Here is a 20082-nt window from a genome sequence, read left to right on the forward strand (position 1 = left end):
TAAAATCATCCCTTTGCATTCCAACCCCTCACAGGTAATTCCCACATGACGCTCACCACTGCCCAAGCCGATTATGATGCCTTCCGTGCGCAAGGTCTGAAGCTGGACATGTCGCGCGGCAAACCCGCGCCGGAACAGCTGGACCTCTCCAACGACCTGCTCGGCCCGCTGGGCGACCATCTGGCTACAGATGGCACCGACACCCGCAACTATGGCGGCGGCATTGGCCTGCCGGAGGCGCGCGCGCTGTTTGCCAGCCTGCTGGACCAGCCGGTGGCCAATGTGATTGTGGACAGCAATGCCAGCCTGTCGCTGATGCACGATGTCATCGTCTACCACCTGCTGCATGGTGCACCCGACCAACCGTCCTGGCTGTCGCAGAAGCCGGTCAAATTCCTGTGCCCGGTACCGGGGTATGACCGTCACTTCTCCATTTGCCTGTCGCTCGGCATCGAGATGATCAATGTACGACTGAACGACGATGGTCCGGATATGGATCAGGTCGAAGCCCTGGTCGCCAATGACCCAGCCATCAAGGGCATGTGGTGCGTACCGAAGTACGCCAACCCGAGTGGTGCCGTGTACAGCGACGCGGCGGTCACCCGGCTGGCGAACATGAAAACCGCCGCTGCGGACTTCCGCCTGATGTGGGATGACGCCTACCGTCTGCACCACCTGACCACCAGCCCGTGCGACGTGGCCAACATCCTGAGCGCCTGCGAAGCCGCTGGTCATGCCGACCGCGCCTTCATCTTCGCCTCCACCTCCAAGATCACGCTGGCCGGTGCCGGGATGGCCGCGATGGCCGCCTCCGCCAGCAATCTGCAATGGTGGCAAAAGCATGCCAACATCCGCAGCATCGGTCCGGACAAGGTCAACCAGCTGCGCCATGTCCGCTTCCTGAAAGACCGCGCCAACGTGGAAGCGCTGATGATGCGCCATCAGGCCATCCTGCGCCCCAAATTTGATGCGGTACTGGCCCAGTTTGAAGCCCACCTGTCCGGCATCGCCGAAGTGAGCTGGACCCACCCGAACGGTGGCTACTTCATCGACCTGCAAACCCCGCCGGGCTTTGCCAAGAAGACCGTCGAGCTGGCCAAGGCTGCCGGTATTACGCTGACCCCGGCTGGCGCAGCGTTCCCGTATGGCAAGGACCCGCAAGACCGCCATATCCGGATTGCCCCGAGCTTCCCGTCGCTGGGTGACATTACCGAGGCGGCCAAGGGTATTGCCCTGTGCCTGAAGCTGGCGCTGGCCAGCTAAGCGCGCTTCATACCACGGGCCTGAAACCAGGTCCGGCATACCCTGCGCCCCACCCTTCCGGGTGGGGTTGCCCCCTCAGGCGGAAAGTTTCTTCCGTCTGCTTGGCGTCCTGCCGTGCTCTTGTCATAATCGCAGCCGGGATTTGATGGCCTGCATCCGCCCCGCCCTTTTTTTGCCTTCACTATTTAGATACCACATATGAACGATACCCTCAGCCAGGTCTGTACGGCCGATGTGGACCTGGGTGGCTTGATGACGGTGCTGGGTCAGCACCTGTACTCCACCCCGGTCGTCGCCCTGCGTGAGCTGGTGCAAAACGCCCACGATTCCATCGTTCGACGTCGCATGGAAGACCCTGCCGTGCCGGAGCAGCATCTGATCCGGGTCGAAGGTGATCTGGCCGCCGGTATTGTGCGGGTGGTCGACAGCGGTGCAGGGCTGACCGATCAGGAAATTCACCGCTATCTGGCCACGGTGGGCGTGGGATACACCCGCAAGCTGCGCGAAGAAACCCAGAGCGACGAGCTGATCGGCATGTTCGGGCTTGGCTTTCTGTCGGCTTTCGTGCTGGCCAGCAAGGTCACCGTTACCACCACCTCCTGGCAAACGCCGGGGCTGGGCTGGTGCTATCAGTCGAGCAACGGCGAGCAATACACGTTGACCCCGGCGGAACCCCGCCCGGTGGGAACCGTGGTGGAGCTGGTCCTGCGCGACAGCTACCGCAATCTGGGCGGCAACGGCATGCTGGCCAAGATCCTGCGCCGCTACTGTGCCCTGCTGCACGTGCCGGTGTATATCGGCCAGGATGACGAAGCACTCAACGGTGAGGCCCCACCCTGGCGTCAGGCACAGGGTGCGGTTGTCGAACATACGGTGCAGGCGCGCCGCAAGGCGCTGGCGTTTGCCACCCGCTTTGAAGAGCGCTTCGAGCCGCTGTGCACCCTGCCGATCAGCGCAGGCCCGGACAGTGATGTCCGCGGCTTGCTGTGGGTGCAGGATGGTGCCACCTACGGCACCAGTGACAACCGCAATCTCTCGGTGTTTGTGCGTGGCATGCTGCTGGACGATGACGCCCGTGACCTGCTGCCCGCCTGGGCCGGGTTTATCGGTGGCGTAATCGAATCCAACCGCCTGACGCCCACCGCCAGCCGGGAGGATCTGCAACGCGACGATGCCTACCATGCCGCCCAGTCTGCCCTGACCGAAGCGTTGATTGATGGTCTGGCGCAAGTGGCCCGCCAGCAACCCGAAGCCTGGAGGCGGGTCCTCAGCCGCCACAATGAGGCGCTGCTGGGCGCAGCCCTGTGCGACCCGCGCCTGTTCGATCTGCTGGCCGAGTCAGTACGCATCCCGACCTCACAAGGGGACCTCTCGGTACGCAGCCTGCTCGACAAGGGACGCATCCATATCAATATGGGCAGTCCCGGTGGCTTTGAGGACATGCTGTTCCGCGCGCTGCACATGCCGGTGGCCCGTGGCGACCGCTATGCGGTGGTGCCCTTCTTGCGCGAATGGGTCAGCCGCCATGGCGGCGTGCTGATTGAGCTGGGGACCGAGCACGGCAACCGCAAGCTGTTCAGTGAGGACAGCTTGCCCGCCAACGAGCTGGATTGGCTGAACCAGGTACTGGGCAATGGCGAAAAGCTGGTGCCAGCCCGCTTTGAACCCACGGCCTTGCCGCTGGTGGTGGTGCATGACCGCGAGGCGGAGTTGAAACGCCGCCTTGAGGCCGATGAAGCGGACAAGCGCATCTCGGTCGCGGCCCTGCAGCTGGTGCGCGCCTTCACCGCACAACTGGATGACAGCGTGACCCGCCGCCTGTATCTGAATCTGGATAATCCAGCGGTCACACAACTGCTGCAGGCTTACCGCCAGGGTCACCCCCAGGCGGAGGAAGCAGCTGGTCTGCTGCAGGCGCTGAAAGTGATCCTGGCATCCGGCGCCGAGCAAGGCGGCCAGCTAGACCTGAATGCCGCGCTGGGCCGGGTCAACCGGATCTTCTCCTTGCTGCTGTCTGCTTGACGCGGCCAGTCGCTACTGACACTAAAGGAATTCGCATGGATATCTGGGCCTGGGTCTTTGACCTGCAACGTGATTTGCGCGCAGCGGGTTATGACCGTGTTGCCGACCTGATGGACAGCATCCCGTCGGATGCCACCGAAGACCGCCCGGAACGGGTGGTGGCCGCCCTGCCGGAAGCGATTGCTGCCGCCCGTGCCTTGAAGAACCCGTGGCTGGAAGTCTACTTCCGCCACTGGGGGCTGGGTAACCGCATGAACAACCTGTCCGAAGGCGAGGTTGCCCTCGGTGAAGCCGCAGACCTGCTGGATTTTGCCCACCGGGAAGAAACCCAGAGCTGCCCGCAGTCGGTCTGCGTCACCCAGGACATCGCCATCTGTTATGGCAATGTCGATGGTCCGGGCTGGGCGCGGGAGCGCTTGCAGGTGTGCGAGGAAACCCTGGCCCGCATCAACCCGGAATGGCCCTGTTTTACCTGTATCAGCCGTGAATACGCCGACGCCCTGCTGGACGACAAGCGTCCGGCAGAGGCCATCGTGTTTCTGGACCGCCAGGCCAAGGCCATTCTGGACAGCGGTGACACGCTGACCTCCACCTATCGCGGCGGCCAGGCGCGCGCACTGTGGCTGAACGGTCAGGTCGATGAGGCACTGGCCATGCTCGATGCCATTGATGAAGACGAAAAGGATGGCAGCGACGATCGCTGGCAGAGCCGTGCCTTGCTGCGCGCCATCATTTATGCCGAGCGTGGTGACCTCGATGCCGCCAAAGTGGCGCTGCCCTCCTTTGGTGATCTGGTCCCCTCGTCGCACATGGACTGGGCCATGGCCGCCCGCCTGATGGTGAAGCTGGCACCCGACAGCAATCATTGGGGGTTGGGTAATGCCATGCAAAAGGCTATGGCACATGCCAGCACGGTCGGCGCACATCGGAAGGCGGTCACCCTGGCGCTATGGCATGCCGAGCTGGCCTTGCTGCGGGGCGCACACCGCAGCGCACGCCAAGCCTTGCAGGTTGCCCAAACCCACCTGGCCCGGATGCGCAAACCGGAAGATTTGCGTGCCGATGTCGAGGCACTGGCGGCACAGATTGCCACGCTGCCGGCCCACGCGGCGCTACCGGTACCGGCAGACGAGCTGGCAGCTTACCTGCCCACCCAGGAAAACCGCAGCCCGGAAGCGGAGGTGGACTGGCTACTGACCGCCTGCGCCGAGCGCCCGGCCGACCCGGAGCTGGCTGAATTTGCCGCCAATGCACTGCATGCCTGCGGCGACCAGCAAGCTGCCCGAGACCACCTGTGGCAATTCGTGCGTCGCAACCCGACCGTCAATGGCCCGAATTATCAATTGCTGAACCAGCTGATGGAGCACGACCTGCAGGACGACGTGCAAAGCCTGGCAGACCTGCTGGAAGCGGAGAACCCTGCTGCTGCACACTGGTGTCGTGGCCGTCTGGCCTTCCGTCGCCAGCAATGGGAACAGGCCATTGAGCAGATGCAGCACTATCTGCAGCATGATCCGGAAGCCATTGGCCCGCGCAGCCTGTGGGCCGACGCAGCGCTGGCACTGGGGCAACCACAGGTGGCGGTCGAACAGCGCCGTATCCTCGCCAGTCGCGCCGAGCCCGGCAAAAACGAGGACTGGGACCTGCTCAGTACGGCCTGTGCTGCACAGGACTGGGCCACCGCCCGTGAAACGGCTGCCCGGCTTCAGCTGAACATCGACGAAGGCGAAGGGGCCATTGAGGAAAACTGGGGGCGCTGCTTCATCCGCTTCGAGGAGAACGGTGAAAGCAAGCAATACTACGCCTACCGCACCGGCCCGGTGACCGCCCGCATTGCCACCTTGTCGATTGCGCCGTGGCAGCAGCGGGTGCGTGACTGGGTAGCCTTTGATGCCGCTTTGCTGGAGGCCCCGCCCGAGGATGAGGAAGAGCGCAAGGAATTCATCCCTACCTTCCGCCCAATCTACACCATCGAAGCCGGTGGTTTTGGCGAGAGCTGCTTCGTGGACGGTGCCGCCGCACCAGACGAGCAGTTCCAGGCCTTTGTCGAGGCGCTGGATGGCATGGGCTGGGAATGGTGGGTCAATAGTCCCGATGACTATACCGTCACCGATCCGGCCAGTGAGGCGCCGCTGCCGGGTCGCTACTTCCAGGTGGCCGCACCACGGGCTGTGACGCCCAAACAGGTCGATCACACCCTGCGTGAGCTGACTCGCGACTGGGCCCACCCGGTCTGCTGGCCGCGCTATGCAGACCGCCACGGTCTGCCGATGGCGCAACACGAGGATATTGTCGCCCGCTACGCACTATGAGTCTATGAGTTAGTGCAGTCGTCTCGTTAAAACCACAACGCCACAGCATGCTGTGGCGTTGTGGTTTTCGGGGCAGGTTCAGCCCGGAATGCCGGGACGCGAAAAGCCCGCCACATGCTGGCTCAACAGGGCCAGCAATTGCGTGGGCTGCGCACTGGCGATGCTCTCATGCAACACGGTGAGTGCCGCCTGCAAATCGGCCTCGGTCCAGCAGGCTTCGTTCGCCATCATCACGCGGGGGTGCGAGGTCTGCACGGCGTTGTCATCCACCAGCAGCTCTTCATACAGCTTCTCGCCGGGGCGCAGGCCGGTGAGCCGAATGGCGATATCGCCTTCCGGGTGGCGTTCATCACGCACCTCCAGACCGGACAAGTGAATCATCTTCACCGCCAGATCGTAGATACGCACCGGCTCGCCCATGTCCAGCAGGAATACTTCCCCGCCCTTGGCCATGGCACCCGCCTGAATCACCAATTGCGCCGCCTCCGGTATGGTCATGAAGTAACGGGTAATGTCGCGGTGGGTCAGCGTCAGCGGCCCCCCCTGGCGAATCTGCTCGCGAAACAGCGGCACCACTGAACCGCTCGATCCCAGCACATTACCGAACCGTACCATGCTGAATACCGGTTGACTGTGGCGGGTGGCCAGGCTCTGCAGCACCAGCTCGGCCATGCGTTTGGTCGCCCCCATCACATTGGGCGGGCGCACGGCTTTATCAGTCGAAATCAGCACAAAGGTTTCCACCCCGCAGGCAATTGCGGCCTGCGCAGCGTGGAAGGTGCCGAGGATGTTGTTGCGCGCACCTTCCAGCGGGTTGTCTTCCACAATGGGCACATGCTTGTAGGCGGCGGCATGGTAGATGGTCTGCACCCCGTGTGTGCGGCACACCGACTCCAGCCGGGCCTGATCCACCACCGACCCCAGCAAGGCCACCAGCCCGACCCCGCCCGGCAACTGCAAGCGCAGTTCGCGCTCAATCTGGTACAAGGCAAATTCGGAGACCTCAAACAGCACCAGCGCCTTCGGCTGCTGCCGGATAATCTGGCGGCACAGCTCCGCGCCGATGGAGCCCCCCGCCCCGGTCACCATCACCACCTTGCCGGTGATATTGGCCTGCATCAATGCTGGAATGGGTTCCACCACTTCGCGTCCGAGCAATTCCTCGATGGTGACTTCTCGTACATCGGCCAGTTCGATGCTGCCTTCGACCAGGTCTTTCATGTCCGGTACGGTTTTCAGCTGCACATGCAGCGGCTCGAAAGTATTGAGGATGTCGCGGCGGCGCGACTTGGGCAAGGAGGGCACCGCCAACAGTACCTGGCGGATCTGCAGGGCCTGAATCAGGCTGGCGGCATCCGCAGGCGGATAGACATGCACCCCGGCAATCACCCGCCCGTGCAGACCTTTGTCGTCATCAAAAAAGGCCACCACCTCATAGTGACGATCCGCCGCCAGCGCCAGCGCCAGCTGCGAGCCTGCTCGCCCGGCACCGTAGATGGCGACGGCGGTACGCTCCAGCTGCTGGTTTTCCAGCGTGCGCAGCAGGCCCCGCGCCAGATAGCGGGTGGCACCGATATAGGCCATCGCCAGAATCCAGTAGATCACGATGGCGCTGCGCGGCATGTTGACGAAGCGGCCCATGGTCACCACCGTCGCCAGCAGCAATACCGACAGCGACACCCCGCTGAAAACAGTGACCATGATCTTCTCGTCCATATAGCGGACGACAGCACGGTACAAGCCCATCTTGATGAACACCGGGATGGCGACCAAGGGGGCAATCGGCAACAGTGGCCAGTACTTGCCCAGATCATGGGGCCAGCCGCCAAAGCGCAGCACGATGGCAGTGAGCAAGGCCATGGGCAGCAGGAGCGCGTCCAGCGCCACCAGCGCCCACAGGCGCTGCGATCGGCTCATTCGGTCAAGCATGGGATGCATGGTGGTTACCGGAACAGCACCTGCAGCGTACGCCACAAGATGCCGATGTCACTGAATAATCCGTGATTGTCCACGTACTGCAGGTTGATGCGCAACTTGTTTGGCATCACCTCGTGCAGATAGGTGTGCTCCGGATCACTGGATTCCCCCAGCAGCCGGTTTTCATGGCGGTATTCGATGCTGGCGAGGTCGGTGAGGCCCGGGCGGACCGACAACACCTTGTCGCGCACGTCTGCCGGGTAATGGGCCACATAGCGCGGCACTTCCGGACGCGGACCCACCAGGCTCATCTGCCCCAGCAGCACGTCCAGCAACTGCGGCAGTTCGTCCAGCTTGTAGTGGCGCAGAAACTGGCCGCTGCGGGTCACCCTGGGATCCGCGCCGACGGTCAACTGCAAGCCACGCGCTTCCGCATCCACATACATGGTACGGAACTTGTGAATACGGAAGGGCTTGCCAAAGCGCCCTACCCGCTCCTGACGGAAAAACACCGGTCCCGGCGAATCCAGCTTGATCCACAACATGATCAGCAGCAACACGGGCAGCAGCAGTAACACTCCACAGCCTGCCGCCAGCAGGTCAAATACACGCTTTGGCATGTCAGGCAGCCGAACGCAGAATGTCCCGCAGCGCGGCAATCACCCGCTCGACGTCTGCATCGCTCATGCGGGTATACAGCGGCAGGCTGAACGCGCCCTGATACACCTGCAGCGCGTGCGGGAAATCTTCCGGCTTCAGCGCATAAGTATCACGCCAGTACGGCTGCAGGTGCAGCGGGATGAAATGTACGCTGCAGCCGATGCCACGATCCGCCATCGCCTGGATCAGCTGATCCCGGTTGATACCCGCCTCGGGCCGAACTTGCAGCACATACAGGTGCCAGGAATGGCTGTCACCGGCTATCGTCGCCTTGGGCGGCAGGATCAGCGGCAGGTCAGCCAATGCTGCGTTATAGCGCTCGGCCATCTGCTGACGCCGCTGCTGGAAGCGGTCGGCTTTTTTCAGCTGCTGGATCCCCAGTGCCGAGGCAATATCGGTCAGGTTGTACTTAAAGCCCGGCGCGACGACTTCGTAGTACCAGGCCGGGGTCTTGGACACATAGCGGTCGAAGGCATCGCGGTTGATGCCATGCAGACGCATGGTGCGGCAGCGTTGCGCCAGCGCCTTGTCCCGCATCACCACCATGCCACCTTCACCGGTGGTAATGGTCTTGGTGGCGTAGAAACTGAACACCGTGGCATCGCTTTGCAAGGTACCAATCAAGGCACCGCGATGGCGCGAGGGCAAGGTATGCGCCGCGTCTTCCACCACCTTCAGCCCATGCTGGCGTGCCAGCTGCAGGATGCGGGTCATGTCGCAGGCCAGACCGGCAAAATGCACCGGGATGATGGCGCGGGTGCGCGGGGTGATGGCGGCCTCAATCTTCTCCGGGTCGATATTGAAGGTGGCCGGGTCAATGTCCACGAACACCGGGTGTGCGCCCAGATAGCGAATCACCTCGGCACTGGCCGTAAAGGTGTAGGGGGTGGTGATCACTTCATCGCCGGGCTGAATGCCGATGGCCTCCAGCGCCAGATGCAAACCAGCGGTGGCCGAGTTGACCGAGATGGCTTGCAATGGGTCCGCCTCACTACTGCCCAGATACTGGGCAAAGTCAGCCTCGAACTGGCGGGTCTTGGGGCCGGTGGTCACCCAGCCTGAACGCAGGGCATCGACCACTTCGGCAATTTCTTCCTCGCCAATATCCGGCAGGGCAAACGGTAAGAATGGAGTAGCGTGTTCAGACATCAGGGTTCCCGCTGTTCATCATCAGTATGGCCCATGGCGCGCAGAAAGCGGCGCGCCAGGACAGGATAATCATGGTTTTGCATGACAAATTCACGCCCGCGCGCGCCCATGGCGTCCCGCTCGGATTCCGGCAATGCCAGCATGCGGCGGATACCGTCCGCCAGCGCAGCGGGGTCTTCAGGCGGCACGGACAAGCCGCAGGCGGCATCCTGCACCGCATCGTTGCCCGCTTCTACTGCGTGCAGCACCGGCTTGCCTGCCATCATGTAGTCCATCAGCTTGTTCGGGTTGATGCCGAAGCGATAGATCGGCTGACGCTGCCAGCCAATATACAAGCCGTCCATCCACGCCAGCGCACTCGGCACCTGTGTTTTGGGAATGGCGTCCAGAAAATGTACATGGGCCAGCTCCAGCGCGTGCGCCAGCCGCTGCAGTGCCGGTTTTTCCGGGCCATGCCCGATCAACACAAAGCTCACTGGCAGGTCTTTCACCTGCGCAGCGGCATGCAGCAACACCTCCATCGCATTGGCCACCCCCATGGCACCGGCGTAGCCGATGACGAAACGGCCTTGCCGTCGCAGCTCCGGCAGCAGGCTGGCCATGTGCTCTGGCAAAGAGTCGCCCAAGTCTTCCTGCCAGTCTGCCACCACAATGCCATTGGGCACATAGTGGAAGCGATCGGCAGGCATGCCGTGCTGCTGCAGATGGTCCGACGCTCTCGGCAGCATGCTCACCACCGTGTCGGCATGCCGGCAGATATGATTTTCCCCGGCCTGCAACAGCATGATGAAGGGGTGGCGTGCCGACATGCCGCCCAGCTCCATCGGCGACAGCGGCCACAGGTCGTGCAGCTCAAACACCAGTCGGGCGCCGTATTTCCGTGCCAGCCAGCGTGCCGGGTAGCCATCCAGCGGGTAAGTGGAAGACGCAATCACCACATCCGGCTTGAACGATCCAAGGTGACGGCGCAAGCCAAACAGGCGGCCCACAAAACGAAAAATGTTCAGCACCCGCCCAACACCATTGCCCTGATAGCGAGGCGTGTCCAGCCACAGGTAACGGATACCGTCCAGCCACTGCTCGGTGACCTTGCCGGCGCAATCCGGCTGACGGCTGCGGGTGTGGGCAAACGAAGCCGCCACCATGGTGACCTGATGCCCCATGCGCACCCATTCCCGCGCCATGTAATAGGGCCGGTATTCCATGCCCAGTTGCGGCGTGCCCGCGTAGTGGTTGATATACAGGATATTCATGCGGCAGCAGCCTGCGCCAGTTGGCGGTACAAGGTCAAGAGCTTCGCTGCCTCGACCGACCATTGATAGTGTTGCTCCACCGCACGACGTCCATTCATGCCCAACACCTGGGCACGTGCTTCATCTGCCAGCAGCGCGCGTATGGCCTGGGAGATGGCGGCCGGGTCCAGCGGGTCTACACACAGGCCGCAATCGGCATCCTGCACAATCTGTCGCCACAAGGGAAAATCCGACGCGACCACCGGAATGCCTGCGGCCATGTATTCAAACAGCTTGATCGGCAAGGCATCGAGGTAATTAATGATTGGGTGAAGCGTCACCAGTCCTACCCGTGCCTGGCCCAGCACCTGCTGCACACCGGCACGATCCACCACCCCCAGGTAGTCGGTTTGCTGCCAGCCGGGATGCGCGCGGGCCTCGTGCTCCAGTGCCGCTTCATTAAAGGCACCCGCCAGCAGCAAGCGACTGTCGGTCTGCACCAGCGCCTCCAGCGCCTCCATGATGCCACGCACCCGGGTAATCCCCCCCAGATAGCACACCGCATGCTGCTTGCCCTGCCAATCCCCCGCCGGGGTCAGCTCGGACAGGATGGGAAAGTTGTTGACGTCCACCGTGCGCGGCTGATGCGGCAGAAAGCGGTCACGAATGGTCGGCGTCGCCGCCACCACGGCGGAGAAGCACCCTGCCGCCCAGTCCTCCAGCCATTCGAACACCCGGGCAATGCCCCGCCGCAGCGCCGGGCGGATCCAGGGCTTGGCCAGAATCTGCCGGGGCACATCCTCATGCACGTCATACACCACCTGACGATCATCCAGCCGCAGCAGCAAGCCGACCGGGATCAGCTCCGGGTCGTGGAAATGGTAGACATCGGCCTGCAGCTGCCAGGCCGCGCGACCGACCCGCCAGATTCCCTGCGTCATCCGCCGCAGGCGCCCTGTCGGCTTGCCGACATCCTTGACCGTAATACCATCCACCACGGCATCGCCCAGCCCATCGGCCACCACCAGCGTGACCTGATGTCCGCCAGCAGCCAGGCTGCGGCACTGCTTGACGAAAATGCGGATGTCACCGCGCGGGTGAGCGCTGGTCAATACGGCGATCTTCATGCCCGCCCTTCCAGAATTCGTTGGTACAAGGCGGCGCATTGCGCCATGTTCTGCGGGAACCAGGCGGTTTCCCGAATGCGTTGGTGGTTAGCCAGCATCTGCTGCTGCCAGCGTTCCGGCTGTTGCTCACACCATTGCATGGCCCGCCACAGGTCGTCAGTCAGTTGCTTGACGTCGCGGCAAATGAAGCCTTGCTGACCGTCTTCCACCCATTCGCGGTTGGCAGGCAAATCGGAGAGTACCGGCAGGCAACCGTAGGCCATGGCTTCGAGCAGGCTGACCGGGGTGCTGTCACTCTCCGGCACGCTGACAAACAGCCGGGACCGCGCATAGGCTTGCAACAGCTTGGCGTGCGGCATGAAACCGGTAAACTGCACACTCTCACCCAATCCCAACTCACGGGCCAGCGCCTGTAGCGCCGGGGTGTCCGGGCCACTGGCGGCGACCTCCAGTTGCCAGTCCTGCCACTGCCCACGCTGCTGCAGCACCGCCACCGCTCGCAAGATGGCGTCCACCCGGTACAAGGGCTTGTGCAAGCGGCAGGACAGCATGCGTTTGGGGCGGCTGGCCAGATCAAGCGGTGGTGACGGCAACTCGGGCAGACCAAACAGCAACCACTGTCCTGCAACAGCTAGCCCCGCCACCTTTTGCGCCTGCTGCAGCAGCACCTGGGAATCCGCCGTCAGCAAGCGCGCCGCCCGCAGATTGCCCCTCACCATCCAGTGGTGTAACAGGCTGCGCTTTGGCAACAGCAGCACATCCGAGCCCCAGCAGGACAGCACCATCGGCAGCACACTGCCTTTGAGGGCTCGCCTGGCATGCCAGGCCACGCTATTGGCTTGATGGACATGCACCAGTTGTGGCTGGTACCGCGCAATCACCTGCCGGATACGCCGGGCTGTGCGCCAGGCACGCAGGCCAAAATCGACCTGTACCACTTCACACAGATTGGGCGGGCACCACTCTGGCCCAGGCTCACCATTGCTGATCAGCACCACCTGGCGGCAATGCGGCGCAATCCCGGCCAGAAAGCGATGGGTATGGATGGAGTGCGTGCCAATCAGCAGCAGGGTATCCAGTACCGGGCTCATGCCTGCGCCTCCTGCAGGCATTGCCGCAAGCGTGCCAGCCGTGCCGCACTGAGGCGGACATGGCGACCTAGCGGCAAGTTCAGCATGGTCGCCGCCACCTGCTCCCCCTGTGGGCATTGCCCATCCACATAACCATGCCCGCTGCTGCCCACCGGATGTACCACGTGGTTGAACCACATCCCGACCGGCAAACCCGTCGCTTCCTGCAGCGCCTGCATGATGGCCTTGCGTCGCGCGGCGAGCGCGCCTTCCAGCAGCAGGGGGAAACGCAGCAAGGCAGCCCCGTCTGGCACCGGCATGCAGCGGACCCCTGCCAGCCCGGCCAGCGCCTGCTGATAGGCAATCGCCTGCTCACGTCGCAACTGCTTGGTTCCGGCATAGGCACGCAGCTGCTGCCAGCCCAGATGGGCCGCACCAGTGTGCAGCTGCAAAGGATAGTGTGCCGGGCGTAGCCCTGATAGCTCTTCCGAGGTCGCGTACAGCAGACCGAGGCGACGCAGCACGCCTTGTGTCCAGCGTCCGAGTGTCACCGCGCCGCTGGCGGCCAGCAGATGGCTGAACACCGTCATGCCTAGCTGCAGACGCTGGCGCAAGCTGAATACCGGCAGTTGCAGGCGCTGGCTGGCCAACGTTTTACGCAGTTCCGGATCACGTACCCACAGCGCACCGCCCATGCCGGTGGTCAGGCACTTGGAGAATTCAAAGCTGAAAAAGGCGGCATCCAGCGACCGTGTCGCCAGCACCGGCTCGGGCATGCTGCCCAGGGCATGCGCCAGGTCCGCCACCAGCAGCAGCTGCGGGAATCGCGCACGCAGGGTGTCCAGCCCCAGTAGCGGCAAACCATAATTGGCGGGCAACACCAGTACCCGGGTCCGCGCATTCACCGCTTCCAGCAATCGTGGCAGGTCATACGTCAGCGTGTGCGGGTCGATGTCCACATAGCGCACGGTGGCCCCGGCAAAATGAGCAGCATTGGGCACCACCACGCAGGTATAGGCAGGCAGGATCACTTCGTCACCGGGCTGCAGGGCCAGCTGATCCAGCCAGGCATACAGCCCCATGCGGCCCGCACCGTACAGCAACAGCTCGTCCGTCGGGCAACCCAGCTCGTCGGCCAGCGCTTGCTGAAAGCGTTGCAATGCCGGCGCGGCAGGCGTCCACAGCCGGTCCAGCTGCGCGCGCCACCACATCGGCCAGGTCAGGGCTGTACACACCAGCGACATGTCAGGCCGGGCCTCCTGCCAGGGGTTTCTTTTTCACCGCCGGGCTACCCGCGTAGAGCCACCCTCGCTCCAGCCGCCCCTGCACCACCGAATTGGCGGCCACGCACACATCATCCTCGATGAGGGTGCCCGGCAGGATCACGCACTGCGAACCGATGAACACATTATTGCCGATGGTCACGCCAGCCTTGTGTTTGACCGTCGCCATCGCCTGCGTCAGGGTGGGGACATTGCTGACACAAAATACGCTGCAAAAGGGCCCAATCGCCACCTGCTCACCAATCTGCAGGCACTGATCCTCGATCAACAGATAGCCCCAGGGTGCCAGGTGCGAACGTGCGCCCAGCTGGAACTGCCCGCCCGGGGTCACCATCACCTGCACCTGCTGGTAGAGCATGCTACCTGCCCCCAATGTGCAAGCCGATGGTGTCAGCAAGCGCACGCCCTGGTCGAGCCCCGCCCCTGTCGCGATGCGGGCACCCCGCCAGCGTGCCAGCGTCACCCGCAGTCGGCGTTTGGCATAACCCCAGCGTTGCAGCACGCGATCCAGACTCATGCTACCCCCCGTTGCCGGTCATCATGGCGGGCGATATGCCACAGCCAGAGCAGGAACACGGCAAAATAGGTGGTCATGAGTGCCGAGGTCAGACCCAGCCCCCATTCCACGTTGTGCCACACCGTACTACCGATCAGCAAACCCAGCAGGTAAGCCAGGATGCCGACCACGGCGAAGGCAAAGGCCGTCCGTTGCCGCCCCAGCACCAGCGGCAGGGTCGACAGTGGCGAAGCCACGAAGTAAAGCAGCATGTACGGAGCCAGCCACTGTGCGTAACGACCCGCTGCATCCCACTGCGCGCCAAACAGCAGGGCAAACAGCGGCTCGCCCCACAGCAGCAGGATCACCACCGGCACCACCGCCAGCCCACCCAGCATCAGCACCATCTGCCGCACCAGCGGGGCAATGGCCTGCCCGGCGTGGCGCTCAGTCGCGATGCGCTGGTACAGCACCTGAGCAACGACCCCGCCCACCAGTCCGATCGGCGCTTTCAACACCCGGATGGTCAATCCATAATAGCCCAAGGCACTGGCACCACCGGCATGTGACAGCACCCACAAGGCCCCCGTCTCCTGAAACGCAGTGACAAAGGCGTGCATGGCGTTAATGGTTGGAAATTCGCGATAGCGCCAGGCCACCGCCTTGATCTGCTGCCAGCGCAAACGTGCCAGCCAGTGCCCGCCTTGCCGCAAGGCATCCACCGCCAACCAGACAGCCGCCAGCAGGGTACCCAGCAATTGCCCGAGGATCAGCCCACCGGCGCCAAACTTTGTCCAGCCTGCCAACCACTGCGTTCCCACCGTGCCACCGCTTTGCAGGAAACGGGAACTGGCCATCACCCCGTCACGGCGCCGCCGGTTGGCCCAGCACCCCAAGGACTGGCTGCACCCCACCGCAAACACGGTCACCGCCAGCACGGGCAGCCAGTGTGCCACTTCGGGGTGGCCCAGCACCCTGGCAATGGTGGTTTCTTCCACCAGACTGAGCGGCAGCAACAGCAGCATCCAGCCAAAGGCGATCAGCAGCGACAGGGCCAGCAGATGCAGCGCCTCGTCGTCGTCCTCCGGCAGCACAATCGCCATCTCATAGCGACCACCCGCCATCACCGCAATATTGCTCATCAGGCCGCTGAACAGGGCAAACAGACCGAAGTCTGCCGGGCTGTACAGGCGTGTCAAGGCAGGCGCTGCCAGCAAAGGTAGCGCCTGCGCCAGTGTGGCACCGGTCAGCAGAGTGAGGATGCTGCGGAGGAACCCGCGTTGCGCGGTCATGCCGGGCAGGACTGCCTCAGGCGACCGCCGCCCGCACCGCATCCACAACGCGGTCTTGGCTGGCTTCGTCGAGGAAGGGGTGCATCGGCAGGCTCATCACCCGGCGACCAGCGGCTTCGGCACGCGGGAAACTGCCCGCGCCCAGCCCCAGACCGGCAAACACCGGCTGCAGGTGCAGTGGAATCGGGTAATGCACCGCCGTGGGGATGCCAGCCGCTTTCAGGCTGGCTTGCACCGCATCACGGTTGTCCACTTCGATGGTGTATTGTGCGTACACGCTGCTGTAGCCGGGAGCAAGTTGCGGTGTGGTGACGATGCCGGCCAGCTTGTCGCTGTAACGGGCGCCGATACGCTCGCGTGCAGCCACTTCGTCGGCAAAGGTCGGCCATTTGCCGAGCAAAATGGCGGCTTGCAGGGTATCCAGCCGACCGTTCAAGCCGAGCACCGGGTGGTGGTAGCGCCGGTTCTGCCCATGCACACGAATCTGCCGCATGCGCTGCGCCAGCGCGTCGTCATTGGTAAAGCAGGCACCGCCATCACCGTAGCAACCCAGTGGCTTGGACGGGAAGAAGCTGGTGGTGGCCAGGGTGCTCAGACCGCAGGAGCGGCGGCCATGGTAACGTGCGCCGAAACTCTGTGCGCCGTCCTCAATCACCGGCAGGCCGTGTTTGGCCGCCACCGCGTTGATGGCGTCAAAATCAGCACACTGACCATACAGGCTGACCGGCATGATGGCACGGGTACGCGGCGTAATCGCCGCCTCCAGCAGGGCCGGATCCAGATTCCAGCTCACCGGGTCGATTTCCACAAACACCGGCTTTGCGCCCATCAGGGCAATCATTTCACCGGTGGCGATAAAGGTAAACGGGGTGGTGATCACCTCATCCCCCGGCTGGATATCCAGCGCCATCAGCGCGATCATCAATGCGGTGGTGCCATCGGCCACCCCCACACAGTGCTTGACACCCACATAGTCGGCCAGCACCGCCTCCAGCTCGGCCACCTCCGGCCCCATGATGAACTGCCCGTGGTCCAGCACCTGCTGGATACGTTGGTCAATCGCCGGTTTCAGGTGGCGATACTGGCTTTTCAGGTCAATGAATTCCATGCAATAAGGCTCCAGGAGCGGTCCAGGGTTGCAATCCGGTTAAAGCGGCGAGCAGCGTTCGCTGTCGACCATGTAGCGGGCAGCGCAGGTGGCACAGCTCAGCTCACCGCTGCCCTTGGGCAATTTCTCACCGCACTGGCACATCCAGCCCATGCGCCGTGCCGGGGTGCCTACCATCAGGGCGTACGCAGGCACATCACGCGTCACTACGGCACCGGCACCGATGAAGGCGTATTCGCCGATCTCGTTGCCGCAGACCACGGTGGCATTGGCGCCAATGCTGGCACCTTTGCGCACCACGGTGCGGCGGTATTCGTGCTTGCGGGTGACATGGCTGCGCGGGTTGTGTACATTGGTAAACACCATCGACGGACCGCAAAACACATCGTCTTCCAGCGTCACCGCATCGTAGATCGACACATTGTTCTGTACCTTGACGTTGTTGCCGATCTGCACATCGTTACCGACAAACACGTTCTGCCCGAAGGAGCACCGCTCACCAATCCGCGCACTGGCACAGATATGCACCCAATGCCAGATGCGGCTACCGGTGCCAATCTCGGCCCCTTCATCCACAATGGCGGTTGGATGTACGGTATATGCGGTCATTTTGCTTCCTAAGCAGTGCGTTCACGCCAGCGCTGGATCACACGCTTGCCCCAGTGATGTGAAGGCAGTTCAACATGATGATGGATCAACGCAGCCAACCCCAGAGCCAATCCAGCCATCAAGGGTAGGGCCACCAGCGGTGAAACCTGCCATTCTAGCATGAGGCGCAGGCCGCTGTAGCCCAGTACGGCATGGACACAGTACAGCGGGTAGCTGACATCGGCCAGCCAGCGGGTGGGGCGTTGCAGACGGATATGGGCGCGCAACAGATACAGCCCGCCAAACAGCCCGGCTGCAATAGCGTAGCTGAGCAGCAAGTTGGGTGGAAAATGCAGCCAGCGTGCCGCCAGCAGGAACCACAGGGCAAAGCCCAGCCCGATCCACAGCACACACTCCCACCACGGCCAGTTGCGCTGGTAGGCTTGGTGAAACACGATGCCGATGCAGGCGAACACCAGGTACAGCAAGGTTCCCGGCACCGCATGCCCGCTCATCTGCCAGCCTGTGGCCAGCAGCAGCAAACCGGCGGGCAGCAGCAACAGCCCGCGGCTGCCCCGCTGTAGCGGCCCGATGATCAGCAGCGCCAGCAGGTAGAACTTCATCTCGATGTCCAGCGTCCAGACGATACCGTCGATATTGGCACCACCCAGCATATCGCGCAGACCGGGCAACAGATGTAACAGCACGTCTTTCAGGCGATGCGGGAAAGCGTGGCCCTGCCACGCGGCCACGGCCCACAACACCAGCAGCGTCACCGCGAACCCGGCCCAGTACGTCGGCAGAATGCGAAACGCCCGCCCGATCATGAAGCCGCCGCCATCCACCTGCTTGCGGAAGGAGAAAGGCAGCACAAAACCGCTGATCAGGAATAGTGCCCCTACCGCAATCGCCCCCAGATTGAGCGAAAACGCCTGCAGGAAGGCAGCATGCCCCGGCCACAGCGCCATACCGGCAGGCAGCACCGGCATGCCGGTCAGTTCCGCCACCCGCGCCGGACGTTGCCAGAACAGAATGCCGTAATGGAACAGCAGCACCGCCAGTGCCGACAAGCCCCGCAGCAGGTGGGCAAACTCGACCTGATCAGGTCCGGGTGCGGCCTGCGGCGGGCGCATGGACACTTAACCTGCCGCCAGGCGTGACAGCACCAGCTCGCGCGGCAAGGCGGCCAGCACGGCATCCAGGCTTGGCGTTTGCGTGGTACCACACAGCAGCACCCGTACCGGCATGGCCAGCTGCGGGAATTTCAAACCGGCCTCTGCCACTACGGCTTTGAGCTCAGCGGCAATACTGTCCTTGCTCCAGTCCACCAGCGCCTGCAGGCGGGACACCAGCGTCGGCAGGTGTGGCAGCACGGCATCGGTCAAATGCTGGGCTCGCAGTGCCGGGTCGGCTTCTGGCGTGCGGAAGCAGAACGCCAGCGCTTCTGCCAGCTGGCACAGGTTCTCCACCCGCTCCTTGTACAGGCCAACCAATGCGGGCAGGTCAATCGCCTCATCAACCGTCACGCCAATTTTCTCAAGGAAGGGACGCACCAGCGCGGCGATGCGCCCGGCGTCAGCCTGCTTCAGATAGTGCGCATTCACCCACATCAGCTTCTTGCGGTCCAGCCGTGACGGCGAACCACTGATCTGGCGGGTATCAAACCACTCCACCAGTTGCGCCCGGCTGAACAGCTCATCATCACCATGGCCCCACCCCAGACGCGCCAGATAGTTGAGCAAGGCTTCCGGCAAGATGCCCATCTCGTAATACTGCATCACCGAGGCGGCACCGGTACGCTTGCTCAGCTTCTTGCCGTCTTCGTCGAGGATCATTGGCACGTGGCCATATTTCGGCAGCGGCGCCCCCAGTGCCTGCAGGATGTTGATCTGGCGAGGGGTGTTGTTGACGTGATCGTCGCCGCGGATCACATGGGTTATCGCCATGTCCCAGTCGTCCACCACCACGCAGAAGTTGTAAGTGGGCGTGCCATCAGGTCGGGCAATGATCAGGTCATCCAGCTCGGTATTGCTGATTTCGATACGGCCCTTGACCTCATCCTCCCATGCCACCACACCGTCCAGCGGATTGCGGAAACGCACCACCGGCTGCACGCCCGCAGGCGGCTCCGGCAACGTCTTGCCGGCCTCCGGACGCCAGCGACGGTCGTAGCGTGGTTTCTCGCCACGCGCTTCCTGCTCCGCACGCAGCGCATCCAGCTCTTCCTTGCTGCAATAGCAGTAATAGGCCGTTCCGGCCTTCAGCATCTCGGCCACTACCTCCTTGTAGCGGTCCATCCGTTGCATCTGATAGAACGGGCCTTCGTCATACTCGAGGTCCAGCCAGTGCATGCCGTCGAAGATGGCCTTGACCGATTCCGGCGTGGAGCGTTCGACATCGGTATCTTCCACCCGCAGGATGAACACGCCCTGATGGTGGCGGGCATAAGCGTAGGAAAACAAGGCGGTGCGGGCACCACCGATGTGCAGCTCGCCGGTCGGGCTGGGCGCAAAACGGGTACGGACTGGGGTCATGTCAGCTCAATCATCATGATGAATAGGGT

16 protein-coding genes are annotated in these 20082 nt (G+C 63.1%); 3 read left to right on the top strand and 13 right to left on the bottom strand.

Translation table 11 applies throughout. The features are described from left to right. The first annotated feature begins 45 nt into the window (after positions 1 to 45). The 3 genes from HF682_RS11965 to HF682_RS11975 all read left to right on the top strand — a co-directional run bounded on the left by HF682_RS11965 (position 46) and on the right by HF682_RS11975 (position 5597). Positions 46 to 1263: an aspartate aminotransferase type Ic gene (locus tag HF682_RS11965; protein WP_168877505.1), complete on the top strand. Its 1218-nt coding sequence runs from the start codon at positions 46 to 48 to the stop codon at positions 1261 to 1263. Between the two features lie 198 nt (positions 1264 to 1461). Beyond that, positions 1462 to 3285, top strand: coding sequence for an ATP-binding protein (locus HF682_RS11970; RefSeq protein WP_205882041.1), 1824 nt, complete (start codon positions 1462 to 1464; stop codon positions 3283 to 3285). 35 nt (positions 3286 to 3320) lie between these two features. After that, positions 3321 to 5597, top strand: a complete 2277-nt coding sequence (locus HF682_RS11975) for a tetratricopeptide repeat protein (RefSeq protein WP_168877506.1) — start codon at positions 3321 to 3323, stop codon at positions 5595 to 5597. Positions 5598 to 5675: 78 nt separating this feature from the next. On the opposite strand, the gene HF682_RS11980 is transcribed toward HF682_RS11975, so the two are convergent. From HF682_RS11980 to gltX, 13 genes are read right to left on the bottom strand one after another with little or no spacing between them, the layout of a single operon-like run. Next, positions 5676 to 7514, bottom strand: a complete 1839-nt coding sequence (locus tag HF682_RS11980; RefSeq protein ID WP_205882042.1) for a polysaccharide biosynthesis protein — start codon at positions 7512 to 7514, stop codon at positions 5676 to 5678. A 26-nt stretch (positions 7515 to 7540) separates the two neighbouring features. Continuing rightward, positions 7541 to 8134: a sugar transferase gene (locus tag HF682_RS11985; protein ID WP_168877507.1), complete on the bottom strand. Its 594-nt coding sequence runs from the start codon at positions 8132 to 8134 to the stop codon at positions 7541 to 7543. A gap of 1 nt (position 8135) precedes the next feature. Then, positions 8136 to 9323: a DegT/DnrJ/EryC1/StrS family aminotransferase gene (locus HF682_RS11990; protein ID WP_168877508.1), complete on the bottom strand. Its 1188-nt coding sequence runs from the start codon at positions 9321 to 9323 to the stop codon at positions 8136 to 8138. Continuing rightward, positions 9323 to 10576 carry a glycosyltransferase family 4 protein gene (locus HF682_RS11995; protein WP_168877509.1) on the bottom strand — a complete coding sequence of 418 codons (1254 nt, stop codon included), beginning with the start codon at positions 10574 to 10576 and terminating at the stop codon, positions 9323 to 9325. Before HF682_RS11995 ends, HF682_RS11990 begins: the two co-directional genes overlap by 1 nt. Next, a complete protein-coding gene (locus HF682_RS12000) occupies positions 10573 to 11682 on the bottom strand; it encodes a glycosyltransferase family 4 protein (RefSeq protein WP_168877510.1) in 1110 nt (369 codons plus the stop codon). The genes HF682_RS11995 and HF682_RS12000 overlap by 4 nt, the downstream gene beginning before the upstream one ends. Further along, a complete protein-coding gene (locus HF682_RS12005; protein WP_168877511.1) occupies positions 11679 to 12773 on the bottom strand; it encodes a glycosyltransferase in 1095 nt (364 codons plus the stop codon). The genes HF682_RS12000 and HF682_RS12005 overlap by 4 nt, the downstream gene beginning before the upstream one ends. Beyond that, entirely contained in the window at positions 12770 to 13996 is a 1227-nt protein-coding gene (locus HF682_RS12010; protein ID WP_168877512.1) for a DegT/DnrJ/EryC1/StrS family aminotransferase, read from the bottom strand. Before HF682_RS12010 ends, HF682_RS12005 begins: the two co-directional genes overlap by 4 nt. A 1-nt stretch (position 13997) precedes the next feature. Beyond that, positions 13998 to 14552 carry an acyltransferase gene (locus HF682_RS12015; RefSeq protein WP_205882043.1) on the bottom strand — a complete coding sequence of 185 codons (555 nt, stop codon included), beginning with the start codon at positions 14550 to 14552 and terminating at the stop codon, positions 13998 to 14000. Continuing rightward, positions 14549 to 15823 (bottom strand): lipopolysaccharide biosynthesis protein, encoded by a 1275-nt coding sequence (locus HF682_RS12020; protein ID WP_168877513.1) that lies wholly within the window; start codon positions 15821 to 15823, stop codon positions 14549 to 14551. Before HF682_RS12020 ends, HF682_RS12015 begins: the two co-directional genes overlap by 4 nt. 16 nt (positions 15824 to 15839) lie before the next feature. After that, entirely contained in the window at positions 15840 to 16931 is a 1092-nt protein-coding gene (locus HF682_RS12025; protein ID WP_168877514.1) for a DegT/DnrJ/EryC1/StrS family aminotransferase, read from the bottom strand. A 39-nt stretch (positions 16932 to 16970) separates the two neighbouring features. Then, a complete protein-coding gene (locus tag HF682_RS12030) occupies positions 16971 to 17540 on the bottom strand; it encodes an acyltransferase (protein ID WP_168877515.1) in 570 nt (189 codons plus the stop codon). 8 nt (positions 17541 to 17548) lie between these two features. After that, entirely contained in the window at positions 17549 to 18652 is a 1104-nt protein-coding gene (locus HF682_RS12035) for an acyltransferase family protein (protein ID WP_168877516.1), read from the bottom strand. Positions 18653 to 18658: 6 nt separating this feature from the next. After that, complete coding sequence (gene gltX / locus HF682_RS12040) at positions 18659 to 20053, bottom strand: glutamate--tRNA ligase (protein WP_168877517.1); 1395 nt, start codon at positions 20051 to 20053, stop codon at positions 18659 to 18661. Positions 20054 to 20082: the final 29 nt, after the last annotated feature.

This window comes from Leeia aquatica (genome assembly GCF_012641365.1).
Taxonomy (GTDB): Bacteria; Pseudomonadota; Gammaproteobacteria; order Burkholderiales; family Leeiaceae; genus Leeia; species Leeia aquatica.